The following is a 22,940-nucleotide window of genomic DNA, read 5'->3' on the forward strand; positions in this document are numbered from 1 at the left end:
TCTGTAATGAACGTTCTGTCCCAACTGCACCGCATCACCAACCTCGTCACGCAGGGCTATCTCACCACGCACTCGCGCCTTGCGGACACGAAGCAAGCGATTCACGCGCAGGTGGATCGTCACCGCAGCTTGATCCGCAGCGTGCTGTTGGCGCTCTGGATCGAAGCCATCCCCGGCCTCGCGCGTGCTGGCATCTGGAACGGGGGCCTGTGCAACATCTACCAGCAGGTGCTTGACAACGAACTGATCATGATCGTGTCCCTCGCTGCATTTGCCGGGGCGTTCATCTTGTGGCTGCTCGATGACGGCCACAGCAAGATCAAGCAGAACATCCTGCGCGGGTTCGTCGGCACCATGGCGCTGATCAACATGCCGGTGCTGTGGTCGCAGCTCTTTAACAAGGGCGTGGCCTGCACCGCCTGACGATCATGACTACCGCGATCGAAGCCGGCACGCCGGCGGCGGATACGCCCGCCGACTCCCTGTCCGTGCCCATCCGCAAGACCATGCTCGAAAAGTTCCTGATGGGGGGCATTGACAGGAAGCTCTGCGCCGGCGAGCTCGCCATCCTCATATTCACCGCCGTAGGCCTGCGCAATCCGTGGGTCCTGCTGGCGCTTCCGCCGACGCATCTGATCCTGTGGCTCGCGACGAAACGCGATCCTGACCAATTCAACTGCTATTTGCGCTACAGCAAACAGGGCGACTTCTACGAGCCGCGGCCGATGCTTCGCCAGACACGTAATGCTCGCCCCAAGGGCTTCGCGCGAGGTGAACTGTGCTGAACAACCCTACGCTCTCGCCGTTCGACCGAGAATCGCTTACACAGATCGAGGAACGCCTAGCAGGCCGGAGGCGATCGACCGCTGAGCTCGTGCCGTGGCTATTCAAGTACAGCGATTTCATGATCGCCAACAAGGATTCAGCCTTGATGGTGTCCTTTGAATTCACGGCACCTGATTCCAACAGCATTTCCATGACGGTGATGCGTGAACTTTACGAGCACGTCGCCGCCAGCCTGGGCAACCTGTCGCGCTATCCTATCTCGCTCTGGTGGACGGTCCATCGGCGCTTGGATTCGCGCTATGTCACCCTGCCCATGCCGGACAAGGTTGCGCAGATGGTCGACGACGATCGGCACGCGAATTTCTTGGCCGAAGGCAACTACGTCAACCGGCATTTCGTCACGTTCTCGCTTCTTCCCCAGGTCGGGCTCGACGCATTCGCCTCGCGCGTCATGCATGGCGTTACGCATGACGACCTGTCGATCCCGAGCGCGCTCTGGGAGGCCGTGCGTGCCACGTTTTCCGACCAGTACCAGTTCGCCTACACGCAGTCCGAACTGGAGGCTGCTGTTGAAACCTTTGAATCTATCCTGCACGGCTTCGCTGCAGACAACCCGCACATCAAAATGCGGCGTCTGGCCGGCAAGCGCCTCGGCGGATTTATGCACGCGGTCTGCTCCCCGCCAAGCGATCACATCACTGAACTGGACATCCCGGAAACGCCGGCACTCGACCAGGCGATGTGCGACACGGAAATTACGCCGGGCCACGACTACCTGCACTTCTACTCGAACGGGCGCCAGCGATACGGCATTGCAACGGGGATTCCGGGGAAGCGGGACTACTGGCCAAGCAATGCGTCGCCAAAGACTCTGGACGACCTCCTGAAGATCAAGGGTGAGCTCACCATCAGCCATTGCTTCCGTGTGTCGTCACCCAGCGCAGCAAAGCGTTTCATCGACAGTATCCGCAAGTACCACGAAGGCCAGCGCTTCGATGTGCGCCAGCTGCTCGCGGCGACCCTGCGCGGGACTGATATGGACGCCAAGCCAGGGCGCCAGAACAAAACGCGCCTGAAGGCCGCCGAAGAGGCGAACACACGCGCCGGCAAGGTCGAAATGCTTGAGGAGATCTACGGCTTCTACAACTTCACCGTCATTGCGTACTCGCCCGTGTTCGAGGAAACGCCGGCCTCGAAGGGTCTTGCCGGCGAGCAGGCCTACAAGAAAGCCGTGGCGACACACAACGCCGTGGAAGACGTTCTGCGCGCAGCCCAGTTCATACCGGTGCGCGAGACTCTGCACGCCATGTCGGCGTTTGCGACCACCATTCCGGGTATGTGGCGCGAGTGCGCGCGCTGGGCGTTTCTCGACACCGAAGCCGTTTCCCGCTTGCTGCCGCTGCGCGGCGTCTCGCGCGGCTCAATGTTCAATGCGCATCTGTCCAAGCAGATGCGCACACGGATTCCGGCGCTGGCGGCGTTTACCACCGAATACGGTACGCCTTTCTGGTTTACCGCCTACCTGATGGACCTTGGCCACATGCTCATCTGTGGCCGCTCGGGCTTCGGCAAGACCATCTTCATGTTGCTGTGCGCGACACTGTTCCGGAAATATCCGAACGCGCGGCTGATCGGCTTCGACATGAATTTGTCGATGCGCATTCCGACTGTCCTGCAGGGTGGGCGCTATCTGCAATTTGCGGCCGATGCCAACACCGTGGCCGAAGAGGAGCGGGCAACCTGCAATCCCTATGTCCTGCTGGGTCATCTCCGCCATCTCAAGTTCCTAGTCGACTGGACCGTGCTGCTGGCCAGCCAGCGAGGCTATCGGCCCACCACGGACGATCGAAAAGCCATCGAGAAGGCGATACGCGCAGCTGCTACGCGCGACCCTCAATTCTGGCGTCTGCGGTTCGTGCACGCCTCCCTGCCCAATGGCCCGCTGAAAAACGAGCTTGACCAGTGGGTGGGCGAGGCGGTCGACGCGCTCTACTTCGATAACGAACAAGACGGTTTCGACGACACGCAGTGGACCTCGATTGCAACGGACAAGATCCTCAAGGATCACGCCGTTGCGCGCCCGTTCCTCTCCTACGCGACCTACCGTATTCAGGACGAAATCGAGCAACGCCGGTTGCGCGGGGTCATCGCGCCAACCGTCGTCATGCTCCCGGAAATCTGGTCGCTGCTCGATGACAACCAGTTCGCCAAGCAGATCGGTGAATGGATCGTGACCATGCGCAAGCTGCTCGGTTGCGTTTGGATGGACGCACAGACCCCCGAACAAGTCGCCAACTCACCGATTTGGCCCGCCATCCGCGACAACGTTCTGATCCGCGTCTTCGTGCCCGTCAAGGATTTCAAGCCGGATACCAAGAAGGCCTACGAGGAAAAGTTTGGTCTCACGCAGACCCAGCAGGACGCGATCAAGAAGCTCAAGGCCAAGCGCGACTACTTCATTACCGAGGACGGCGGGATCTCCCGCAGCGTCTCAGTTCCCCTGCCTCCGCGCACGGAGGCCATCCTGCGCTCCGAACTGCAGGCGCAGATCCTCTTCGATCGGCATATGCGTTCCGGTGAGCCGGACTGGAAGGAGCGCTACATCGAGGAGGCCACTGCACAGATCGAAGCCGACAAACTCAACCTAGACGATGAGGACCGCCATGCATAAGACCTTCATTCGCAATGACATCGAGGTGCGCGTATTTGCTGCCCCCAAGGCACTCGAACCCGAAACCCGGAAGCAGTACGAAGAACTCAGCTTGACCTCCGCTGAGGTGAATGCAGTCAAGGCCTCGCGTATTGCCCGCACGGCGAAGCGCGCGGCCGCAGCGCTCGCGCTCTGCACGTCAGCTTCGGCATTCGCCGGCAGCGTGGCTGGCTTCGGCGGCGCGACCGAGATTACGCAGTTGCTCAACAACGCCGAACTGGTGTCCTCGGTTGCCCAGCAAGCCCAGATGGTCGAGCAGAACATCCAGGCGCAAATCACCCGGCTGCAAAACCTCGCCCAGGTGCCGGGCGAGCTCATCAACGAGACCATCGCGCCCTACACCCAGCAGCTCGACAACTTCCGGTCCCTCTACTCGGCCGTGACGGACCTGCAACAAGCGGCCCAGTCCACCAGCCAGTTGTTCAGCAATGCCATGTCGGACATGAGCTCGGCCAACTTGAAGCCGTCGCAGTGGCTGTCGGCGCTGTCGTCACTCGCGAAATCGCAAGGCGGCGTGTACCGGGCACAACTCAACCAGGACTTGAATGCCATCAGCTCGCTGGCCAAACGTGCTCAGAACCTGCAAAGCATCCAATCCAAGATCCCAGGCGTCACCGGCAACGTTCAGGGGCTGCAGATGCTGAATCAGCAAACCAACGTCCTGGCCGGCGAAATGATCGATCTGCATGCCCTCATGCAGCGACAAGTCGCCATGCAGATGCAAGACAAGGCGGACCAGTCGCAGAACCGCGACAACGTGGCACAGCTGCTCAAAGCTCGCTCGGCACAGGCTGCGGACATCAATACGAAGGAACAAACCATGATCCAGAACGCCCCGGCATTCCAACTGCCGCGCGATCAATAACCCCTTCTGACTCTCATAAAGAACACGACTTCACCATGCTGATACGGTGGCTCATCCTCCAACTCTGTCGATCACGTGCCGAATTGCGGTGCGTGATCCGCGTCGTGCGCGCGTACCTGGCAGCGCAGCACGCGACCGCCCAGGAGCGGACGCCACCGTTGCGTTTCTCCAATCTGTTTCAACGTGGCGCGCTGCAGCCTCGCCACCGCGTCAAGGACGCGCGTGTGCGCCGCTCAGCGCGCCTGTCGATGGTCTACGCCATTCTCGTTGTGCAAGCGGAATCGCCTCAGCTCCTGGCCGCCGCCATCGTCGCCGTGCCGGCCGCGCTGGTGATGGGAACCCTGTACGCAACCGGAGTCCTGGATTAACGCTATGGATGACATCCTCAGCACAATCAACCAACTGTTCGCCGCCGTACAAAGTGCGGGCTCATCTCTCGAAAACCTCTTTGTTTCTGACGGCATCGACTTGCTTGCGGCGCTTGGATTGATCGTCGCGACCTGGCACACCTTGCTGTGGCTGCTCGATGGTGATTTTCCGAACTACTTCTCGATGATGTTGCGCCACGTCGTCAAGGTCGCGGTACTCCTCCTGATCCTCACCACCTGGTCAGGCACGGTGCACAGCTACTTCGTGAGCAACATGCAAACCATGGCCGATCGCGTCGCCGGTGGCAGTGCCGACTCGAATACGCTCGCCAACACCCTGGTCGGCGCCATCCAGACGGTCATGTCCGGCACGCGCACCCAATCGCACACAGTCTGTACCGATGTCCCGGATTACACGCTGGACGGCGGCATTCCTACTGGCACCAGCCACCAGGATTGTCATGACGTCAACGACAACGCATTGGACAACACCAGTTTCTGGACAGCCTTCAAAACGTTGCCAGTTGTGCTGCTCACGCTTCTCGCAAAGGCCATCGCTCTGATCGCCATGGTGCTCTGCGTGCTGATCTTCGTTGTGGTCGTGCAAATGGGCTCGATCCTGCTTCACATCGCCTTTTGCCTTGGTCCCATTCTTGTGCCCTGGTTCGTCTTCCCGCCAACGGAATTTCTCTTCGAGAACTGGTTGAGAGCCGTCATTGGCGCAGGCCTCTACAAGGTCATCGCCTGGATCATGATGGGCCTCGTCATGAAGGGCGTTGTGCCTGGCTTCAATGCCTTGCTGCAGAAGGTCGCCGCGACCAACGGCGTCGGCAGCGAGATCTACTACAACACGGCCTATCTGGCCCTGATCGCCCTCGCCCTCGTCGCCTCGATCGGCGCGTTCTTGATGTGGCAGGTCCCGGCAATCGCCAGCACGTACGCCGGCGGCGGCGGAGCTTCGCTCAAGGGCTTTGGCAAAGGCGCTATTTCGAAGATGGCACAAGGTAACGGAGCATCCTGATGAAATTTTCCTCCTCCAGATCCACCCCTGAAATGCAAATTACTCCGCCGCCCGGAACTGGCCAGGGCGTCCGTGGATGGTTTGCTGCGTTTCAGAAACCAATTCTCGACAAGCACCTGGCAACGAAAGTCGCCATTGTGTTCGCGGCTATCTCCATCGGGCAGACCGTCGCGATCGTCCGAATTAGCGATAACTCTGGCCCGAAGCCCTATTTCGTCGAACGCGACAAGCAAAGCGGTGCCGTCTACTACAGCGAGAAATACGCCGAGGCGTTCACCCCGACCGCCGACAACAACGCCTATTTCCTGCGCAAGTGGGCTACCCGCGTATTCACGATCAACCTGGATGCGCAAGACACCCTGAAGCGACAGATCCCGCTTGCACGCACGTGGACCTCCGGTGCCGCAACCAAGGAGCTCGACACCTACATCACTGAAACCGATCCGGTGGCCCAGCGCGTCGTCAACACGCCCGGGCTGACCCGTCAGTTCGAAGACAACTCCATATCGTTCTCGGCCGACGGCAACATCGCCTACATGATCGTCACTCTGACCGAGAGCATTGCCGGCGTTCGCCAGACGCCCAAGCAGAAGCTGCTCACCATCAACTTCCTCACCGCGCCGCAACAACTCAAGCCGGAAGACAGGAAGGACAACCCGATCGGCATGCGCATCACGGGCCTGTCCATTACTCCGTACACCGGCATTACCCCAGGATCGACGAAATGAAGACGCTACCTCGCGCCATTCTCATCATTGCTGCGATGGCAACGCATGCCGCATCGGTCTATGCCGATGTCCCTGCAGCCGCTCCTCGCCCCCAGGGCGAGTTCGGCCGCATGTCGAAGGTTGCGCCGGCAGCTCGCGCGGCGTCGCCCTGCGCCAAGTCTTCTGCTTTCGGCCCCTTTGCTGAGCAGCAAGACCCGACGCTTGCGACCTACGCCTACGACGCGGATTACACATATCCGATTCCGATGCGGCCCAATCAGCAGACGCACCTGGTGCTGGGTGACGACGAGACGTTGGTGTCGTTCACGCTCGGCGACCGAAACAAGAAGCTCTGGCCAACGATGCCATCGGTCACCAAGCGCGACCTCTTCATCGTGCCGGCTGCAGCTGGACAGCGCGCGGCCGCGACGATCATCACGTCGAAACGACGCTACGAGCTTCAACTGTGCTCGGGTGACGACGGCCCGGCATATCAACGTGTGAGTTGGCAATACACAGACACGTTGGCCGATGGTGTCGGCGCGAGCCCGACGGCATTCGGTTTCGAGATGGCGGCTACGCCTGGTGTACCAGGTCGCCCAGAAGCGGGAGGCTCGAAAACGGGGAGCCCGCGCATCGACGCGACGCGCATGAACACGAACTACCGCATCGAGGGCAACGCCGAGTTCAAGCCGGTGATGGTGTTCGACGATGGCCGCATGACGTATTACCAACTGCCGCACGACGCCAAGCTGTCGGCCGTGTTCATCCTGGACAAGGATGGCCAGGGTGAAATGGCGCGCGTGATTCCGCTCGGCAACGACATGTACCAGATCCAGGAGGTTGTCACGTACGGCGCGCTGCTCAAGCGAGGCAAGGACGAGGTGCGGATCTTCAATGGCAAGGGGTCAGGCTGTGGTTTCTTCAGCTGCGATACTAAGCCTGTGAAGAACATCGATGGGGGCGCTTGATGGCCACGCCTGACCGCAATGCGGCCCCCATGACCAATGAGCCTGCCCCGCGCGTTCGCGTGCGGCGGGGGCTGGCCAAGACGATCTCCATTTTCTTCGGTGCCACGATTCTGTCGATCGTGTTCGTGCGCTATTTCACGCACCCGCGTGAAACAGCTGACCAACGGGCACGGCGCGAGCAGCTCGAACAATTGGCGAAGGAACAGCCGGCTTCGGGAGATGCGCTTGCTCAGAAGCTGGAGAATCAATTCACGCGAGCCCAGACCGAGCATCCGGCACCCGTGGCGCCGGCGGCGCCGAAGACGCCGCCATCCGGCCCGGTGCCGAACGGCATGGTAGGCGGCGCGTCTTCGCCGGCCGGCCTTCCTGGGGGAGCGCCTGGTTTCCAGGAAGGGCTGACCCCGGAGCAGCGACTGGCCCTGCAGCGAGCCTCCCAGGAAAATGACGCGATGGCGGTAGTGTCCTATGGCGATCGCGAGCAAGGCGCGGCAGCCAGTGCCGGCACCAATCCGATCTCCGATTACATCGCGGCGCTGCAGCGTCAACACGCCGACAAACGTACCGCGCCTGGTGAAGCTGGGACACCTGCCATTCAAGCGCAGCTTGCCGCGCTTGCGGCGGCCAACAGCCAGAGCCAGAACACGCCCGGTTCCGCAACGAACGCGCGTCACGTCGCGTGGCAAGGACAGCAGACGAACCAAGGCCAGAGTGCAACGTTGACCCCGCAAGCCGCCGAATCGCCATTCATGGTTATGCCGGGCACGCCCATCCCGGTTGTGCTCAACCAAGGCGTCAACAGCGACATGCCCGGGCAGTACAGCGCGACCGTCGACCGGGACATCTACGACAGCATCAGTGGCTCATGCCGATTGATCGCAAAAGGCACTCGGATCGTCGGGGCGAGCAATAGCGATGTAGCGATCGGGCAGGAGCGTATGCAGATGGGCGCCGCGCTCATGATCTTCCGTAACGGCGCATCGATGGTGCTCGATGGGTTGAACGGAGCCGATCCGAACGGTGAAGCCGGCGTGTCGGCCGACGTCAACAATCACTTCTTCAAGATTTTTGGCTCCACGTTCCTGATCGCTGGCATCGCCCAATACATCGGCCGCAATCAAAGCCAGCCAACCGGCACCACGCTCAACATCAATGGCGGCGGCGGTGCCACCGGCTTGACCTCTGCTGCCGGCCAGGCGGTCTCGCAGACCACGCAGACCATCCTGCAGCGCAACTCCAACATCCAGCCGACATTGCGGCTCGATCCTGGCCAAAAGCTCGTTTTCATCACGAAAGCGCCGATCCGAATTCCACCTAACACCGTTGCTGGAGAGTGCTACCAATGAAATCCTTCGTTCGCTTCATTTGCGCGCTGATGCTCGCCGCCGCTCTGCCCGCCAGCGCATTCGCGGCTCCGAATGCGTACAACTTCGGCTGGACCACCAGCGGCGCCGACATGGTGAAACCGTTCCAAGTCTTCGACGATGGCCAGTACATCTACGTCCAATTCGATGATCCGGCGCACGTGCCCGCCATCCTCACTGAGACGCCCAACGGCACCGCACTTCTCAGCTGGCGCCGCAGCTATCCATACATCGTCATCAGCTATCAGGCCAATGTGCTGATCTTCCGCGCGGGCAACCAGGAAGCTCGGGCAACGAGGTGGTACGTGGATGGTGTGCCACAGGTGGTGTTGCGCGGCGCTGCCGCGCCGGTCAAGACCACGGGCGCAGCGGCGTCACAAGACCAGTAAGCCAGCATGCAGGCCAAAACGTTGCTCTCAGCTCTCGCCTACGCCGCGACCGGCGCTGGCATCGCGTTCGCCGCCTGGTATCCCGGCAACTGGGTGATCGTGCTGCTTGCGCTGCCGGTGCTCTGGGCGGCAAGCCCGGGCCGAGTTGCAGCGGGCACGATGTGGGCCGGCTACTACCTGGTGGCCGCTCGTGACATCCCGGTCGTATGCGCCCGGTTTTTCTCGGTCCACGGCGAACTGGGTGCGACGCCGGCACTCGCCGTCGGCGTCGCGTTCTGGATCGCCCAGGCCTGCGTGCTTGCAATGCCATGGATGGTGCTCAAGCCGGAGCCGGCATCGCGTCAACGCGGCCTCTGGTGGCGCGCGGCGTTGGCGCTGCTGGTATCGACCGTGCCACCCATCGGCATCGTCGGCTGGGTCTCGCCGTTGCATGTCGCCAGCGTCTTGCTTCCGGGTGCCGGCATCTACAGCCTGGTGTATGCCGTTCTCGTTTTAGCCGGGCTGGCGTGCTATCCCTTGTGGCTGTTCCCTATGCGTCGGCCCGCCGCGCTCGGCGCTGCGTTGGTGCTCCTGGTTGCTCCTGTGGCCTCTTCCGAGGCGCTTCCACGGCCGCCGGCGGGCTGGGTCGCGGTCAATACGGCAATGGGCCAGCTCGACCAGGCCAGCTATGCAGCCCTCTATGCGCGCTCCGAAGCGTTGCAGCTCGCCGCACGCAAGGCGTTCGACGCCGGCGCGCGCGTCGTCGTCTTGCCGGAAGAAATGACCGGTCTGTGGCGCGACTCTACGCAGTTCTGGTGGGATAGCTCACTTACTCAACTCAAGGACTCAAGGAAAACACTCGTCATGGGTGTTGACCTGCGCGTTTCGGAATCACCCCGCCGCTACGCAGACAGCGCCATCGTGCTCGGCGCTGGCGATGGCCGATTCGACAGCCGCCAGCCGGTGCCGGCAGGCCTGTGGCGGCCCATGGCGCCCCTGAGCGCCGTTCTAGGTGACCTTAGCCAAGACTTCCTCACCATCGATGGTCACCGTGCGGCGTTTTCCATCTGCTACGAAGACTTCCTGTTCTGGCCGCACTGGCGCCTGTTCCTGGTTCGCCCGGATGTGCTGCTCGGCCTGGCCAACAACTGGTTTGACGACGGCCTGGCCGTTGGCGAGATCCAGCGTCAAAGCATTTCTTCTATTGCACGCATTGCCGGCGTTCCGCTTCTGCGCGCCGTCAACGTGCCCAACTCACCCACCCTCAACGCAAAACCATGACTGAAAAGAAAGCTCGCCTCATGCTGCCCGTCGCCAAGCCGGTTCCGCAGCACGCCACGCTCAAGTTGACTATTCCAGCGGGCTTGCATGCCGCGCTGCTGCATTACCAGGATGCCTATCGGGAGATGAACGAAGCCGAACTATCCATGGACGACATCGGCGAATACATCCTGCGTCAGCACCTGCGCCGCGACAAGGCGTTTGCCGCATGGGCCGAAACGCGCGGCATCAAGCTCGAAATCTAGGTTTCCTGATGTGACGCACCAGACGACTGATACCGAATGGACAGGCCACAACATGCAGCGGATCACGGTCACGCTTGAAATGCATCCTGATGACTACAGGCGAATGCGAGAGGCGGCACAAACGGCGCAGATTCCAGAACCGGAATTCTGCGCGCTGGCCATCCACAAGGGTGTCAAGGTGCTTATGAACTGCCAGGCGGACGTGAGCGCGCTGCTCCATCCACTCAACGCCGGAGCCATGAAATGACGCCGCGCCGCCTGCCCTTGTTTGTGCCCGGCCTGGTGCTGGCCAGCACTGTTGCACTGTCTCCGATCGGCAGCTATGCAGAAGGCGTCTCGCTGCAGAACACCGGCACCGTCACCGTCTATTTCTCGCCGGCCGGCGGTGCCGCCGACGCGATCGCGCGGTCCATCGAGGCGGCCCACACGCGCGTGTGGCTTGCCGGCTACGAGTTCACGCACCCACGCATCGCCCGCGCGCTTGCGCAAGCTGCAGATCCGCGCCGGCATGTCGACGTGCGCGTGGTGCTTGACCAGGAGAACGTTCGTTCGTCCTACAGCGTGGCAACCTACCTGGCGCACGCCGGCGTGCCCGTGCGGATCGACTGGACGCATCCTCGCATGCACCAGAAGACCGTCGTTATCGACGACAACATCGTGGGCCTGGGCAGCATGAATTTCACGCGCGCTGGCGACGAGAAGAATTCCGAAAACTGGAACGTCTTCCGCGGCAACCCTCAGCTCGCGCAGCTCTATGCGCAGGCCTTCCTGCAGCTGCACGCACAATCGACGCCGTACCAGAGCAAGGGGCAGTAGCCATGACGACATTCACCATCGCTCAGATCGAACAGGCTATTAATTACTGGCGCGCTGCACAGCCTGGCGCCGAGTTCGCCTTGAATGCGCAGGCCCGGGCCCTCGCCAGCGTCTACGGGTTGATGATCTATGACGGCCGCGCGCACGTCGCGCTGGCGGATCTCACCGTTGGCCAGGTGGAAGCGCTGACCGCTGCGCTGGGCACGCAGTGATTCTCAACGGCAGCGACTCAAGAATGAGCCGGCCTGGCCGGCAAAGGAGACGGATGATGACAACCGGCAACACCACAAAAATCTTTATCAAAGCAAAAGACGCTACAGATGAAGTGCTGGCCGAGATCACGTTGAAGGATGGTCCGCACATGAATGCGCACGGGGATCTCGACTGCACGCGGTACTCGCTTCAGACGGCATTTGCGGAAATCTTCGGCCGAGAGGTGCGGGTCGTGGCCGATTCCGATATTCCGCTTACCGACAATCCAGGTATGGTGTTCCTGCCGTAAGCGCTGGTGAAATTTCGGGTTTCCCATGGAAACAATTGACGACGATGTTTCAGGGCGTCCGCCAGCAGGCGGGCGAGTGGCGGCAGCAGCTGACACGTCCCCCATCAACGCCGGCCTGCAGGCCGGCGTTGATGCGTCTGGCGTCATCGTCGCCAACGATCGTGACCGGCGATCCCTCGCCTGGTTGCGCGAACAGGTCGGCGACGCTGCCATCGAGGCCGCCGTCGCGCAGCTCGCTGGCCAACGCCGGCCCTACGTGTCCAACGTGGCCAAAGCACTCGGCATCGCGATCCCGAGCGACCTTGCGCTGACCAGCGCAGACACCGCCCGGGCCCGCATCGCGGCGTTGCGCTCGCTCATCAAGAAGAAGTGACCACGCAGGCTTGCGCCGGCGCGCCGGCGGCAAGAAAAAAGCGAGAGGGGTGAACCCTCTCGCTTTGGTGCTGCGTTGGCTATAGGAGCCGATTCCCGTGTGTCTCACGGCGTTTCTTTTTGCGTCCAAGCACCGTCATCGAGTGCCTGTTGTGCCTTCGCTTGCGTGGTGAAATATTCCACCGACTCGCGTGAGCACGGACCCGCATCGTCAGCCGTACCAATGTAGAAGCCGGCATTGGATTTGAGCACTTGCAACGGAAGTTCAATGTTGCAGTACTGCTGGGCCAACAAACCAAACGTGTGAATCATGATGGATCTCCAAAGTTGAGTGGAGCCATCCGGGAGCGTCGATCGACGCGCCGCGAATGGCGAAACGTCTGTCGGCATAGCGAAGAAAATTAGAAAAAGCGCCGACCTGACTGGCGAGAATAGCGAAGTAAGTTAGAAAAAATAGCGAAGTAGGCTGGAGCATGAAAGAGGCGCGCGCGAGTGTCCCGTCCCCGGGGCGCCAGCCTGCCCAGCCATGCAACCAGTGCGGTGCGAGAGTCAAGCATTGTCGTCTTGCCACCGGATGTCCATCGCCGACCGCCTCAGATGCCCGGCTGAGTGTCGGCAGTATGAACCCATGCAAGGCGTCCTGTTAGCGGGTCACTGGAAACCCGATCGCGAGAACAAACGCAAAAAGCGCGTACAAAGAGCTGACTGCTACCAGGGTTCGCCCATGCACGACTCCGCGCCGGAACATCATCCACAAGAACAAGATGGCGACCGCAGTAATGATGCCGGACGCAAGCAGCGGCCCGTCAAATCGCCATGGAGTGTAGAAGATCCCCAGTGCACTCGGGATGGTGGCCTGAATCATCATGGCCCCCGAGATGTTTGCCAGGGCGAGGCGTTCCTTGCCCCGGCGGACCCAAATCAGAGCGTTCATCGTCTCGGGCAACTCCGTCGCAACGGGGCTGAGCAATAGCGCGACAAGGTGTGCTGGCCAGTGCAGCGCTGTGCCAATCGCTTCAAGCTGTGCCACAAAGACGTGTGAAGCGCCGCCAATCACGACCAGCGCGAGCAGCACTTGCAGCACGGCCCACCCCAGTGGAGGTTCCGCCAACTTCGGGCGAATCGAGAGGGGCTCCAGTTCCTCTTCTTCAGGTGCCGTGTCACTGTCCTTGATCTCGCGCCAGACATAGATCGCATAGGCGACCAGGAAAAGAATGCCCAGCCAAGGCTTGTATGCAAAGGCAACAAGCCCCAGGGCAACCTTGACAACAAAGGCGCCCAGGAAAGCGGCCTGGTCCCGGCTCATGCGTGCATGGTCGACTTTGACTTCCGCGGTGGGACGGCCAAGCTCGCGTCGATTCATCATCAACGCCAAACCAACTACCGCATATGCGAGTGTGGCCAGAACAAGCGGGCCGCCCATCGCAGCACCGACGCCGAGATCTTTCTGCTCAGGCGTCGAACCGAAGACCACGGCAACGAACGTGACGGCACTTTCAGGCAGTGCTGTGCCAAAGGCGGCCAACACCGAGCCGACGGCTGTGGCGCCGAGATTCAGTCGCTTGCCGCACCATTCAATGCCGTTGACGAAGTACTCGCAGGCCAAATAGATGGCGCCTGCCGATATCAGGAAAAGACCGATTGTGAGGAGCATGAAATGAGGTAGCCAGGCGAACGAGATAAACCAATGGCGCAACGACGCGCGTCGCCCGGCCTGGGTGTGCACGTCGCGGCCAAAGGTCTCGCCTAGCGGCTCTGCTTGCAGCAGAGGCTGTCCACACCATGAGACGGCAAGGTCTCAAGTTTGTTGACGTGGACTTCCGAGCATTGCGCCCGGAATGGCTACTCCCCAATGACAACGGGCCGGAGTGTATCAGCATCCCCCCTGGCACGCAAAAGTACAAAGACGCCTCAATGTCGCTCACTCGCTGCGATAGATCCCGTGTGCGAGATAGTCGGCTTGAATCGATCCGTCAGGTCCGGCTTAGCTCAGCTACCTATGTAGTCTGTCCAGAGGGCCCGCCGAAATTTGAGGTGCGCAGACACTTGCCCAATTCCGCCGCATTCCCTTTTTTGTAGGCGCTCCTATTCGCCACTTGATTCTCTTCCCTCTTGGCGTTCAGCGTTCTCCCGTTCCATGGCCGGCATTCCACGTTGTTTGACGGCTGCGACGCGTTGCTCAAAGCCAACGGAAAAACTGCTTGCAGGCTTACGTATGACTTTGTTACCCTTCGCCCCGTCAGAACTCGGAGTGATCTCCATGGACAGTTGTTCTAGTCGACCTTGGGTCGCACGTTGAACGGCTAGACAGTTTGGGCGCATCGCTGCGCTTCACCACTGCCTAGCCGCATTGCACGGCGGGTAGTGGATCTTGAGCGGGTTCTCCGCACAAGCCTCTCCCATCATTCGATCGTTTTATCGACACGGCCATGTGGCCGCGTACGCGTTTGCGTGCGTGGTTCCTGGGAGGCTCGTGGTCGGCCCATGCCTACGTCTGTCATAGAAGCAGACGAGGGAGGTCTCATGCTGTTTTTCTCGATGCTGCAGTACGCTTGGGTTGCAGTGCGTCCGCTCGTTCTGGTGCGCGCTGCTGCTCTGCGTCCCCTCCGTCGTCCGGCCTTGCTGGCTGCGATGGCTTTGTTCTCTGCTTTCACGCATGCTGCCCAAGCGCAAGAAGCTCCGGCTTCTGCTCCGGCTGCAGATGCGCTGCCTGCCGGTGGTGAGTTGGGCGACCGCTTCGGCTTCCATGGCCAATCGACGTGGGTCTGGCAAGCCAAGCCCGCCTTCAAGTCGCCGTACAGCGGCGACAACAGCCTGACGGCGGGCCGCGCCACGAGTTATTCCTTCAGCACGACGCTGGACCTGGGCATGCGGCTGTGGAAGGGCGCGGAATTCCACTTCAACCCGGAAGTGGTGATGGGCAAGGCGTTCTCCGATCTGCATGGCCTGGGTGGCCCCACCAACGGCGAGTTGGCCAAGGTCACGGGCACTGACCCGACGCTGTACCGCGCCCGCGTTTTCATGCGTCAGACCTGGGGCCTGGGCGGTGACACAGAAAAGGTCGACGCCGACTTCAACCAGTTCGCTGACGTGGTCGACAAGCGTCGCGTGGTGCTGACCGCGGGCAATCTGCCGGTGCTCGATGTCTTTGATGCCGTGGAGTACGCGCACGACCCGCGCACGCAGTTCCTGAACTGGTCGTTCATGACGCACCCGTCGTTCGACTATGCGGCCGATGCGCGCGGCTACAGCTGGGGCGTTGCGCTGGAGTACATCGACAGCGAGCTGGGCTGGGCCGTCCGCGCGGGCCGATTCCTGCAACCGCTTGAGTCCAACGGCTTGCCGCTCGACACGCGTTTTCTGAAGCACTACGGCGACATGCTGGAGCTTGAAAAGCGCTACACGCTGTTCGGCCAGGAGGGCAAGGTGCGCTTGCTGGGCTGGCGCAACTTCGCGCGCATGGGCCGCTTTGATGATGCGATTGCGCTCGGGCAGGCCACCGGTGCCGCGCCAGACCTGAGCCAGGTGCGGCGCGAGCACGCCAAGGTGGGCGTCGGCCTGTCGTTCGAGCAGAAAGTGGGCGAAAACCTGGGCCTGTTCACCCGCCTGAACTGGTCGGATGACAAGACCGAGACCTATGCTTTTACCGAGGTGGGCCGCAACGTGTCGTTCGGCGGTCTGCTCAAGGGCACGTCCTGGGGGCGGCCGAATGATGTGTTGGGGGCGGCCTTTTCGCTCAACATGCTGGGCCCGGATCATCGTGCCTATCTGGCGGCGGGCGGCAGCGGCGCCTTCCTGGGTGACGGCGCACTGAACTATGGCCACGAGCGCATACTCGAAGTGTTCTACAGCTTTCAACCGGTCAAGGGCATCACGCTCAGCCCCGATTTTCAGTTGATCCAGAACCCCGGTTACAACCGGGACCGCGGGCCTGCCAAGTTCTTTGGCATTCGTGCCCACGCGGAGTTCTAACGCCTACGGAGGACCCATATGGACAGTCCGAGTCGACCTTATCCGACAACCACATCAGTTTCCCACTAGGCCAGTCCGCCGCACGGTTTTCCCTGCTGCTGACTTGCCGCCCAGGCAAGGCAGCGGTGTCTGCATCGCTCCTTGATTGTTTGAATCTGCCGCCAGGGTAAGACGACCCCTGTGCGGCGATTGCCGCATGCCATGCACCCGTCGTGCGCATGTGGCGAGGAGTACCTATGCGCAAATTCAACATCCCCGCCCGTCGTTTCTCGGCAATCGCGCTGCCGTTCAGCTCGCCGTTCGTGCAGGCCCGGGCCGGTGCGCCCGAGCGTGCCAACGCCGTGCCCGCCACCTCCAACCGGCGTGCTGACGACGGTGGGCAGCCGCTCTCCAACCACGGCTACGCTGCCGCTGCCGTCCGGCTGTCGCGCACCTATTGGTAACCGGTGGGTCATCCAATCACCCAATAACAAATCGGAGGTCGCTATGACCCAACTGACTTCGGGCATCGACACACCACCACGTCATGCCGCTCTCGACGACGCCCATGTGGGCGACATCCGTGGGGCGCTCGGCACCATCGCCCACCATGACACCGGCGCGCGTGATAGCTGGCGTGCGCGCTTGCGTACATTGCTCGCCATCCTCGGGCCCGGCCTGATCGTGATGGTCGGCGACAACGATGCCGGCGCCTTCGGCACCTACACGCAGGCCGGGCAGAACTACGGCACCACGCTGCTCTGGACGTTGCTGCTGCTGATCCCTGTGCTGTACGTGAACCAGGAGATGGTGCTGCGCCTGGGCGCCGTCACGCGCGTCGGCCATGCGCGGCTGATCTTTGCGCGCTTCGGCAAGTTCTGGGGCAGCTTCTCCGTCATCGACCTGTTTCTGGTGAACGCGCTGACCTTGGTGACGGAATTCATCGGCATCAGCCTGGCGCTGGAGTATCTCGGCATCCCGCGTCATTGGGGCGTGTGTGCAGCGGCCGCGCTGGTGATGCTGGCCGCCTCCACGGGCGACTTCCGCCGCTTCGAGCGCTTTGCGCTGCTGCTGGTGGCGGGCAGCCTCACGCTTATTCCCATCTTTGTGATGGTGCACCCGCCGATGGGGCAGGTGGCGCGCGACTTCTTCGTGCCTGCTCTACCGGCCGGTGCACCGCTGGCGGAGGTAATGCTGCTGATCATCGCCATCGTGGGGACGACGGTGGCGCCGTGGCAGTTGTTCTTCCAGCAGAGCTACGTGATCGACAAGCGGATCACCGCGCGCTTCATCCGCTATGAGCGAGCGGACCTGTGGCTGGGCATCGTGCTCGTGATTGCCGGTGCCGTGGCGATGATCGCCTTCAGCGCGCAGGCCTTCCACGGTACGCCAGAGTTTGGCAACTACACCGATGCACTGGGCACGGCGAAAGGGTTGGAAGCGCACTCGGGCCGCTGGGCCGGTGTGCTGTTTGCGATCGCGCTGTTGGACGCCAGCATCATCGGCGCATGCGCGGTGTCGCTGTCCACGGCCTATGCTATCGGCGATGTGTTCGCTGTACGGCATTCGCTGCATCGCAAGCCGACGGAGGCCAAGGGTTTCTATGCGATTTACTTCGGGCTGACGCTGCTGGCCGCAGGGTTGGTGCTGACGCCGGGTGTGCCGCTCGGGCTGTTGACCAACGCGGTGCAATCACTGGCCGGCGTGCTGCTGCCGAGCGCGACGGTGTTCCTGCTGCTGTTGTGCAATGACAAGGCTGTGCTGGGCCCCTGGACGAACGGCCGCGCGATGAACATCTTCACCGGCGGTGTGGTGGCGGTGCTGGTGATGCTCTCCGTCATCCTGACGGCGGCGGTGCTGTTTCCCGGCATCGGCGAATTCGAGATCGGCGCGATCCTGATCGGCGGTTCGCTCATCGCCATTGTCATGTCGCTGGTGTTGTGGCACATCGAGCGGCGCAGTCATCGACCCCAGCATCCACTGCGCGTGAGCGTGCTCGATCGCGACCACTGGACCATGCCGCCGCTGGAGCAGCTCACGCCAGCACGTTGGACACCGCTCAAGCGCACGTGGATGTTTGTGCTGCGGGCTTATCTCGTGGTGGCCGCTGGACTGGTGCTGGTGCGGATCGCTGGGCTGGTGACGGGATGAGGCTAGGCCAACAGCCTACATACATCTTGCCTCACGCGCCGGGTAGCTGAAGCGGTTTTGAGTCCAGTTTGCCAACGGGGACAAGGGGTTGCTCGCAATCCCGGATGTTCACGTATACGTGCGCGTCCTTTTTCAACGGGCTGTCGAGAGGCAGTTGCACCACCACGTGTTGCAGTTTATGGCTGCTATGCATATATCTGCCGGCCGTGGTTCCGAAGTCGAACCTTACGACAGCAACCGGAGGATACGCTGCAGACAGGTCTCGCCTTTGGCGGCACAGCGCTCCGAACCGCCCCAGATCCGCTGGTGCACCAATCTTTTCGATTTCTCCGAGTCTCCATCCCTCGTCGTAGGCATATTTGCCTTCATAGATAGTCGAGCAACCGGCGAGGGACATGACCAGCATTGTGCTCATGGTGCGCATCTGCAGTGCGGAAGGAAGAGAGCGCATTCTGAGAACTCCTACCATCATCTGCCTCTTGATACTCCATTTGGACCTATGGCCACGAACCTGTTCGATAGGCATAGCGCATACTTGAAAAGTCCTGCCCTCCATTCAGTGTAGGTCACGTCTCCCACACAGTGATACCGTACAAATCACAGTGCGCTATTTGTCGAACGCGGTAAAAGAGGAAGACCGACAGAGTGAAAACGAAAACGCATCTCATGCAGGTTTTCGTTTGCGTCACCGGGTTATTCGGAAAAACGCATGCACGACGTCTATGCTTCGGCTGCCAGAAATTGGAGCCCCCCATGCAACACACTCGCTTATCCAGCCTTGTTGGAGTCATCGCAACGGTACTGGGTCTAACTGCGCTTCCGGCGTATGCCGTCCTTCCTGATGAGATTCAGGTCTACACCGGTGACATCAACGCGCCCGGCGAGTTTGGACTGGAGTTGCATCTGAACACGACGCCAAGCGGCATTGGAGAACCGTCTTATCCGCGCGAGGTCACGACACCGCATGGCTGGCGGGGCACTGCTGAATTCTCTTACGGCTTGACGCCTTCGGTGGAACTCGGTGTGTACGTCCCAACCGCGCTCACGCGCGAAAATACCTACTACGTCACCGGGCCAAAGGTGCGCGTCAAATGGATGCCCGTCCGACCCGAAGACGGTGTCGGTTACTTCGCTGGTCTCAACGTCGAGCTTGCTCATGTTGCAAGTCGCTTTGAGCAATCACAACAAGCGGTAGAGCTCCGGCCGATTTATGGCTATCAGAATGAGCAATGGCTATGGGCGCTCAACCCGGTGCTCGACTGGAATCTCTCCGGCCAGGATCGCAGTGGCGTGCCTGAATTCGCCCCGGCCCTCAAGATCGCCCGTACGGTGTCCACAGGCATTCGTGCCGGATTGGAGTACTACGCCGGTCTGGGTCGCGTCGACCATGTCTTGCCATTATACGAACAGCAGCACACGGCCTTTCTCGCGTTTGACGTGGATCGCAAGCCGTTCGTTTTCAACTTTGGCGTGGGCAGAGGCTTAACGCGCGCCACCGACCGGTGGACGTTCAAATGGATCTTTGAAGTCCCATTGAGTTAACCGTCAGCCCTCAGCGAGAAGGCTGGCGCCTCATCGGTTTTAGCGCCGTGCGACGTCAGCGTTGGGCCGGTTCCACCACCCGCCACCTAGGGCTTGAAACAGCGCTGCCGTATCGGCGAATCGGTTTGCACGCGCCCCAATCGTGGCTTGCACAGCAGTCTGGTAGGCCTGTTCTGCATTCAGCACAGCGAGGATGTTGACCTGGCCGATCGCGCGCTGCCTATCCGTGATGTTTAGAGTTCGGTGTGCTGCCTGTTCGGATCTGAGCGCGGCTTTCAGCACGTCGGCATCGGCATCTAGCGCGTGCAGGGTATCGGCGACGTTCTGGAATGCAGTGATGACGGTGCCACGGTACTGCGCCTCCGCTTGATCGACCCCCGCATCGGCTGCCCGTTTTTTCGCCAGCATCGCACCACCATCGAAGAAGGTCTGCGCCACATTGCCGACCAGGCTCCAGAAGACGTTGCCGTCCCGGAACATCTGGCTGAAGATTTCTGCGGTGCCGCCCTTGGTGCCGGTGATCGTCAGTTGGGGCAGCATATTGGCGATCGCCACGCCCACCTGCGCTGTTGCGGCGTGCAGCTGTTCTTCGGCTGCGCGCACGTCAGGGCGCTGCCGGACGAGATCCGATGGCAGCGACACGGGCAAGTCCTGCGGCAGCGTGAAGTCTGCAAAGGTGAACGTCTCGGCGATGCCTTCGCTAGGCAGCTTGCCGGCCAGTGCAGCCAACAGATCGCGCTGAACCGCCAGTTGCTTTTGCAGGTTGGGTAGCGCCTGCTCGGCCTGCGCAAGCGCCGTTTCGGCAGCTGCAATATCCAGCCCCGTTACCGCGCCCAGCGCGAACTGCTTGTGCAGGTTGTCGAGCAACTGCGTATTGATGCCGACAATGCGTTGTTGCGCTTCAATCTGCGCGCGCAGCGAGGCTTCCTGCACTGCCGCCACCACGATGTTGGACGCAAGGGTGAGGTGAGCCGCCTCCATCTGGAAGTACTGTGCCTCTTCGGTGGCCTTCAGTGATTCCACCTGCCGGCGGTTCAGGCCGAAGACGTCTGGGGCATAGCTCACCGTGAGCTGCGCGGTGTGCAGGGTGTAGATCGGTGCGCCAGAGGTGAGCGTGGGCGAAATCGTGCCGACGGCGTTTTGCTGTCGGCTCGGTTGATACGAGCCTTGCAGCATTGGGAAGAACGCTCCTTGTTGCGCGCGCGTTTGCTGCTGCGCCACGCGCAGTGCAGCCTGGGCGGCGGCCAGCGTGGGGCTGGCGGAAATCGCATCGGCAATCGTCTTGTTCAGCTTTTCTGACTGGAACGCCTTCCACCATTGATCGGAAACTGGCATCCCCGAGACAAAGCGCTGTGCTTCGCCGCCCTGCGTGGCTGCAGCCGATGTCTGCTGCGGCAGCGGCTTGGGCGTATAGCCAGTCACTTTCGGAGCATCCGGAGTCTTGAAATCCGGTCCGACCGCGCAGGCGGCGGTCAACAGGCATGCCGCCGCCACGATGGTCAGGCGCAGAAGAACAGTGGCGGACGATGGCATGCCGTGGGCAGTGTTGGCGGGCATGGAAGCACCCAGTTTGGTCGAATGGCGCCGATTCTATGGGGGCGTCGAATCGTTGCGAACTGTGATTCATCACAGTAGACCGCTCCACGTGCGGGCAGCATCATGCGGGCAAAATTTCTATCAACTGGGGTACTGCTGTGCAGGTTGATTACAAGTCCGCAGCCATTGGGGGCGTTGTCGCCGGGTTGGTCGTTGGCGGCCTGATGTGGGGAATCTGGGGGCAAAAGCGCTCGGAAGCTGCGCCCACACCATCGTATGCAGCCGCGCCGGTCACCGTGCCAGCGCCACCCTCACGCGATGGGCAGGCCGTGACCTTGAGCCAGGGCCAATTGCAGTACATCAAGGTTGCGCCCGTAGAGTTGCGCGAATTCGCCAACCGGCGCGAGGCGGTGGGCAATATCGACTTCAACGAGGACCGCGCTGTGCAGGTCTTCACGTCGTACCAAGGCAAGATCCGCAACACCTACGCCAAGGTGGGCGACATCGTTGCCAAGGGCAAGCCGCTGTTCGATATCGACAGCCCTGATCTGGTGCAAGCGGAATCCACGCTGATTTCCACTGCTGGTACGCGCAAGTTGACGACTGATGCGCTCGCTCGTGCGCGCCAGTTGTATGAGATCCAGGGCCTGGCACAGAAGGATCTGGACCAGGCTATCTCCGACCAGCAAGCCGCCGAGGCGGCCTACAAGGCCGCGCGTGAAGCCCTGGCTGTGTTCGGCAAGACGCCCGCACAGATGGACCAGATCGTGCAGACGCGCAAGACTGATTCGCTGCTGACGGTGGTGAGCCCGATCTCGGGCCAGGTGACCGCGCGCAGCGCGCAGCCAGGCTTGCTCTTGCAGCCCGGCAACGGTACGGCGCCATTCACGGTGGCTGATGTGTCCACCATGTGGATGCAGGCGTTCGTGCCGGAAGCCGATGCACCGCTGCTGCACGTCGGCCAGCCGGTCAAGATTCACGTCATGGCGTTCCCAAGCCGGGTCTTCAACGGCAAGATCACCACCGTGGGTGCATCGGTCGACGCCAACACGCACCGCATCCTGGTGCGTTCGGAAATCGACGACCCGAAGCACGAACTGCGCCCCGGCATGTTCACTTCATTCGACATCACCACCGGCGCGCCCATCCAATCCCCAGCGTTGGCGATGGACGGCGTGGTCCGCGAAGGCGACGGCACCATGACCGCGTGGGTTACGACCGACCGCAAGCGCTTTGCGCGGCGCGTGATCAAGCTTGGCCTGGAGCAGGATGGCTTTGTGCAGGTGCTCGAAGGCCTGAACGCAGGCGAGCTGGCCGCCAACGAAGGGGCACTGTATCTGAGCACGGCTGCCTCCGGCAGCGTCAATAGCGCTAATTGAGGGGAGTT

Annotated in this window: 26 protein-coding genes and 1 riboswitch; of the genes, 22 read left to right on the top strand and 4 right to left on the bottom strand. The window is 61.5% G+C overall.

Annotated elements, in window-relative coordinates; all coding sequences use genetic code 11:
* The first annotated feature begins 6 nt into the window (after positions 1–6).
* The 17 genes from C404_RS58400 to C404_RS58475 all read left to right on the top strand — a co-directional run bounded on the left by C404_RS58400 (position 7) and on the right by C404_RS58475 (position 12,374).
* A complete protein-coding gene (locus tag C404_RS58400) occupies positions 7–423 on the top strand; it encodes a hypothetical protein (protein ID WP_004636242.1) in 417 nt (138 codons plus the stop codon).
* Between the two features lie 5 nt (positions 424–428).
* Positions 429–785: a VirB3 family type IV secretion system protein gene (locus C404_RS58405; RefSeq protein ID WP_004636240.1), complete on the top strand. Its 357-nt coding sequence runs from the start codon at positions 429–431 to the stop codon at positions 783–785.
* Positions 779–3,457, top strand: coding sequence for a VirB4 family type IV secretion system protein (locus C404_RS58410; RefSeq protein WP_004636239.1), 2,679 nt, complete (start codon positions 779–781; stop codon positions 3,455–3,457). Before C404_RS58405 ends, C404_RS58410 begins: the two co-directional genes overlap by 7 nt.
* Positions 3,450–4,361: a hypothetical protein gene (locus C404_RS58415; RefSeq protein WP_004636237.1), complete on the top strand. Its 912-nt coding sequence runs from the start codon at positions 3,450–3,452 to the stop codon at positions 4,359–4,361. Before C404_RS58410 ends, C404_RS58415 begins: the two co-directional genes overlap by 8 nt.
* A gap of 35 nt (positions 4,362–4,396) precedes the next feature.
* Entirely contained in the window at positions 4,397–4,729 is a 333-nt protein-coding gene (locus C404_RS58420; protein ID WP_004636235.1) for a hypothetical protein, read from the top strand.
* 4 nt (positions 4,730–4,733) lie between these two features.
* The gene (locus tag C404_RS58425) at positions 4,734–5,750 is read left to right on the top strand and encodes a type IV secretion system protein (RefSeq protein WP_004636233.1); all 1,017 of its coding nucleotides are present in this window, start codon (positions 4,734–4,736) and stop codon (positions 5,748–5,750) included.
* Entirely contained in the window at positions 5,750–6,478 is a 729-nt protein-coding gene (locus C404_RS58430; RefSeq protein ID WP_004636231.1) for a VirB8/TrbF family protein, read from the top strand. Before C404_RS58425 ends, C404_RS58430 begins: the two co-directional genes overlap by 1 nt.
* On the top strand, positions 6,475–7,428 hold the full coding sequence (locus tag C404_RS58435; protein ID WP_004636230.1) for a TrbG/VirB9 family P-type conjugative transfer protein: 954 nt from the start codon (positions 6,475–6,477) through the stop codon (positions 7,426–7,428). Before C404_RS58430 ends, C404_RS58435 begins: the two co-directional genes overlap by 4 nt.
* A 125-nt stretch (positions 7,429–7,553) precedes the next feature.
* On the top strand, positions 7,554–8,771 hold the full coding sequence (locus C404_RS58440) for a TrbI/VirB10 family protein (RefSeq protein ID WP_235180707.1): 1,218 nt from the start codon (positions 7,554–7,556) through the stop codon (positions 8,769–8,771).
* Positions 8,768–9,178, top strand: coding sequence for a TrbG/VirB9 family P-type conjugative transfer protein (locus tag C404_RS58445; RefSeq protein WP_004636226.1), 411 nt, complete (start codon positions 8,768–8,770; stop codon positions 9,176–9,178). Before C404_RS58440 ends, C404_RS58445 begins: the two co-directional genes overlap by 4 nt.
* A 6-nt stretch (positions 9,179–9,184) precedes the next feature.
* Positions 9,185–10,438 carry a conjugal transfer protein TraB gene (locus tag C404_RS58450; RefSeq protein WP_004636223.1) on the top strand — a complete coding sequence of 418 codons (1,254 nt, stop codon included), beginning with the start codon at positions 9,185–9,187 and terminating at the stop codon, positions 10,436–10,438.
* A complete protein-coding gene (locus C404_RS58455; RefSeq protein WP_004636222.1) occupies positions 10,435–10,683 on the top strand; it encodes a DUF2274 domain-containing protein in 249 nt (82 codons plus the stop codon). The genes C404_RS58450 and C404_RS58455 overlap by 4 nt, the downstream gene beginning before the upstream one ends.
* A 52-nt stretch (positions 10,684–10,735) precedes the next feature.
* Entirely contained in the window at positions 10,736–10,930 is a 195-nt protein-coding gene (locus tag C404_RS0130670) for a hypothetical protein (RefSeq protein ID WP_004636221.1), read from the top strand.
* Complete coding sequence (locus C404_RS58460) at positions 10,927–11,499, top strand: phospholipase D family nuclease (protein ID WP_004636218.1); 573 nt, start codon at positions 10,927–10,929, stop codon at positions 11,497–11,499. The genes C404_RS0130670 and C404_RS58460 overlap by 4 nt, the downstream gene beginning before the upstream one ends.
* Positions 11,500–11,501: 2 nt before the next feature.
* Positions 11,502–11,711 (top strand): DUF3717 domain-containing protein, encoded by a 210-nt coding sequence (locus C404_RS58465; protein WP_004636217.1) that lies wholly within the window; start codon positions 11,502–11,504, stop codon positions 11,709–11,711.
* A 53-nt stretch (positions 11,712–11,764) separates the two neighbouring features.
* The gene (locus C404_RS58470) at positions 11,765–12,001 is read left to right on the top strand and encodes a hypothetical protein (protein ID WP_021197843.1); all 237 of its coding nucleotides are present in this window, start codon (positions 11,765–11,767) and stop codon (positions 11,999–12,001) included.
* 25 nt (positions 12,002–12,026) lie between these two features.
* The gene (locus C404_RS58475) at positions 12,027–12,374 is read left to right on the top strand and encodes a hypothetical protein (RefSeq protein ID WP_004636212.1); all 348 of its coding nucleotides are present in this window, start codon (positions 12,027–12,029) and stop codon (positions 12,372–12,374) included.
* A gap of 104 nt (positions 12,375–12,478) precedes the next feature.
* Here the strand turns inward: C404_RS58475 and C404_RS58480 are convergent, their stop codons facing one another.
* Both C404_RS58480 and C404_RS58485 read right to left on the bottom strand, forming a co-directional pair.
* Positions 12,479–12,685 (bottom strand): hypothetical protein, encoded by a 207-nt coding sequence (locus C404_RS58480; protein WP_004636210.1) that lies wholly within the window; start codon positions 12,683–12,685, stop codon positions 12,479–12,481.
* A 331-nt stretch (positions 12,686–13,016) separates the two neighbouring features.
* On the bottom strand, positions 13,017–14,027 hold the full coding sequence (locus C404_RS58485) for a sodium:calcium antiporter (protein ID WP_012435725.1): 1,011 nt from the start codon (positions 14,025–14,027) through the stop codon (positions 13,017–13,019).
* Between the two features lie 98 nt (positions 14,028–14,125).
* Positions 14,126–14,236: riboswitch (yybP-ykoY riboswitch) on the bottom strand.
* A 660-nt stretch (positions 14,237–14,896) separates the two neighbouring features.
* Here C404_RS58485 and C404_RS58490 point away from each other — a divergent pair.
* The 3 genes from C404_RS58490 (at position 14,897) to C404_RS58500 (ending at position 18,475) form a co-directional block, all read left to right on the top strand.
* The gene (locus tag C404_RS58490) at positions 14,897–16,345 is read left to right on the top strand and encodes a carbohydrate porin (RefSeq protein ID WP_012435726.1); all 1,449 of its coding nucleotides are present in this window, start codon (positions 14,897–14,899) and stop codon (positions 16,343–16,345) included.
* A gap of 236 nt (positions 16,346–16,581) precedes the next feature.
* A complete protein-coding gene (locus C404_RS58495) occupies positions 16,582–16,788 on the top strand; it encodes a hypothetical protein (protein WP_012435727.1) in 207 nt (68 codons plus the stop codon).
* A gap of 43 nt (positions 16,789–16,831) precedes the next feature.
* Complete coding sequence (locus C404_RS58500) at positions 16,832–18,475, top strand: Nramp family divalent metal transporter (RefSeq protein WP_012435728.1); 1,644 nt, start codon at positions 16,832–16,834, stop codon at positions 18,473–18,475.
* A gap of 31 nt (positions 18,476–18,506) precedes the next feature.
* Here C404_RS58500 and C404_RS58505 read toward each other — a convergent pair whose 3' ends face one another.
* Positions 18,507–18,890: a hypothetical protein gene (locus tag C404_RS58505; protein WP_233902599.1), complete on the bottom strand. Its 384-nt coding sequence runs from the start codon at positions 18,888–18,890 to the stop codon at positions 18,507–18,509.
* 338 nt (positions 18,891–19,228) lie between these two features.
* Here C404_RS58505 and C404_RS58510 point away from each other — a divergent pair, with 338 nt between their 5' ends.
* The gene (locus tag C404_RS58510; RefSeq protein ID WP_012435730.1) at positions 19,229–20,017 is read left to right on the top strand and encodes a hypothetical protein; all 789 of its coding nucleotides are present in this window, start codon (positions 19,229–19,231) and stop codon (positions 20,015–20,017) included.
* A gap of 39 nt (positions 20,018–20,056) precedes the next feature.
* Here C404_RS58510 and C404_RS58515 read toward each other — a convergent pair whose 3' ends face one another.
* The gene (locus C404_RS58515; RefSeq protein ID WP_012435731.1) at positions 20,057–21,574 is read right to left on the bottom strand and encodes an efflux transporter outer membrane subunit; all 1,518 of its coding nucleotides are present in this window, start codon (positions 21,572–21,574) and stop codon (positions 20,057–20,059) included.
* A gap of 137 nt (positions 21,575–21,711) precedes the next feature.
* Between C404_RS58515 and C404_RS58520 the strand changes: the two genes are divergently transcribed.
* Positions 21,712–22,932: an efflux RND transporter periplasmic adaptor subunit gene (locus tag C404_RS58520; RefSeq protein WP_021197846.1), complete on the top strand. Its 1,221-nt coding sequence runs from the start codon at positions 21,712–21,714 to the stop codon at positions 22,930–22,932.
* Positions 22,933–22,940 lie beyond the last annotated feature (8 nt).

The organism is Ralstonia sp. AU12-08 (genome assembly GCF_000442475.1).
Lineage (GTDB): Bacteria > Pseudomonadota > Gammaproteobacteria > Burkholderiales > Burkholderiaceae > Ralstonia > Ralstonia insidiosa.

Bases quoted from the DNA above. Each gene is read 5' to 3' on its own strand.
- C404_RS58400 (WP_004636242.1), top strand. From the start codon at position 7: ATGAACGTTCTGTCCCAACTGCACCGCATCACCAACCTCGTCACGCAG.
- C404_RS58405 (WP_004636240.1), top strand. From the start codon at position 429: ATGACTACCGCGATCGAAGCCGGCACGCCGGCGGCGGATACGCCCGCC.
- C404_RS58415 (WP_004636237.1), top strand. From the start codon at position 3,450: ATGCATAAGACCTTCATTCGCAATGACATCGAGGTGCGCGTATTTGCT.
- C404_RS58420 (WP_004636235.1), top strand. From the start codon at position 4,397: ATGCTGATACGGTGGCTCATCCTCCAACTCTGTCGATCACGTGCCGAA.
- C404_RS58425 (WP_004636233.1), top strand. From the start codon at position 4,734: ATGGATGACATCCTCAGCACAATCAACCAACTGTTCGCCGCCGTACAA.
- C404_RS58430 (WP_004636231.1), top strand. From the start codon at position 5,750: ATGAAATTTTCCTCCTCCAGATCCACCCCTGAAATGCAAATTACTCCG.
- C404_RS58435 (WP_004636230.1), top strand. From the start codon at position 6,475: ATGAAGACGCTACCTCGCGCCATTCTCATCATTGCTGCGATGGCAACG.
- C404_RS58445 (WP_004636226.1), top strand. From the start codon at position 8,768: ATGAAATCCTTCGTTCGCTTCATTTGCGCGCTGATGCTCGCCGCCGCT.
- C404_RS58450 (WP_004636223.1), top strand. From the start codon at position 9,185: ATGCAGGCCAAAACGTTGCTCTCAGCTCTCGCCTACGCCGCGACCGGC.
- C404_RS58455 (WP_004636222.1), top strand. From the start codon at position 10,435: ATGACTGAAAAGAAAGCTCGCCTCATGCTGCCCGTCGCCAAGCCGGTT.
- C404_RS0130670 (WP_004636221.1), top strand. From the start codon at position 10,736: ATGCAGCGGATCACGGTCACGCTTGAAATGCATCCTGATGACTACAGG.
- C404_RS58460 (WP_004636218.1), top strand. From the start codon at position 10,927: ATGACGCCGCGCCGCCTGCCCTTGTTTGTGCCCGGCCTGGTGCTGGCC.
- C404_RS58465 (WP_004636217.1), top strand. From the start codon at position 11,502: ATGACGACATTCACCATCGCTCAGATCGAACAGGCTATTAATTACTGG.
- C404_RS58470 (WP_021197843.1), top strand. From the start codon at position 11,765: ATGATGACAACCGGCAACACCACAAAAATCTTTATCAAAGCAAAAGAC.
- C404_RS58475 (WP_004636212.1), top strand. From the start codon at position 12,027: ATGGAAACAATTGACGACGATGTTTCAGGGCGTCCGCCAGCAGGCGGG.
- C404_RS58480 (WP_004636210.1), bottom strand. From the start codon at position 12,685: ATGATTCACACGTTTGGTTTGTTGGCCCAGCAGTACTGCAACATTGAA.
- C404_RS58485 (WP_012435725.1), bottom strand. From the start codon at position 14,027: ATGCTCCTCACAATCGGTCTTTTCCTGATATCGGCAGGCGCCATCTAT.
- C404_RS58490 (WP_012435726.1), top strand. From the start codon at position 14,897: ATGCTGTTTTTCTCGATGCTGCAGTACGCTTGGGTTGCAGTGCGTCCG.
- C404_RS58495 (WP_012435727.1), top strand. From the start codon at position 16,582: ATGCGCAAATTCAACATCCCCGCCCGTCGTTTCTCGGCAATCGCGCTG.
- C404_RS58500 (WP_012435728.1), top strand. From the start codon at position 16,832: ATGACCCAACTGACTTCGGGCATCGACACACCACCACGTCATGCCGCT.
- C404_RS58505 (WP_233902599.1), bottom strand. From the start codon at position 18,890: ATGAGCACAATGCTGGTCATGTCCCTCGCCGGTTGCTCGACTATCTAT.
- C404_RS58510 (WP_012435730.1), top strand. From the start codon at position 19,229: ATGCAACACACTCGCTTATCCAGCCTTGTTGGAGTCATCGCAACGGTA.
- C404_RS58515 (WP_012435731.1), bottom strand. From the start codon at position 21,574: ATGCCCGCCAACACTGCCCACGGCATGCCATCGTCCGCCACTGTTCTT.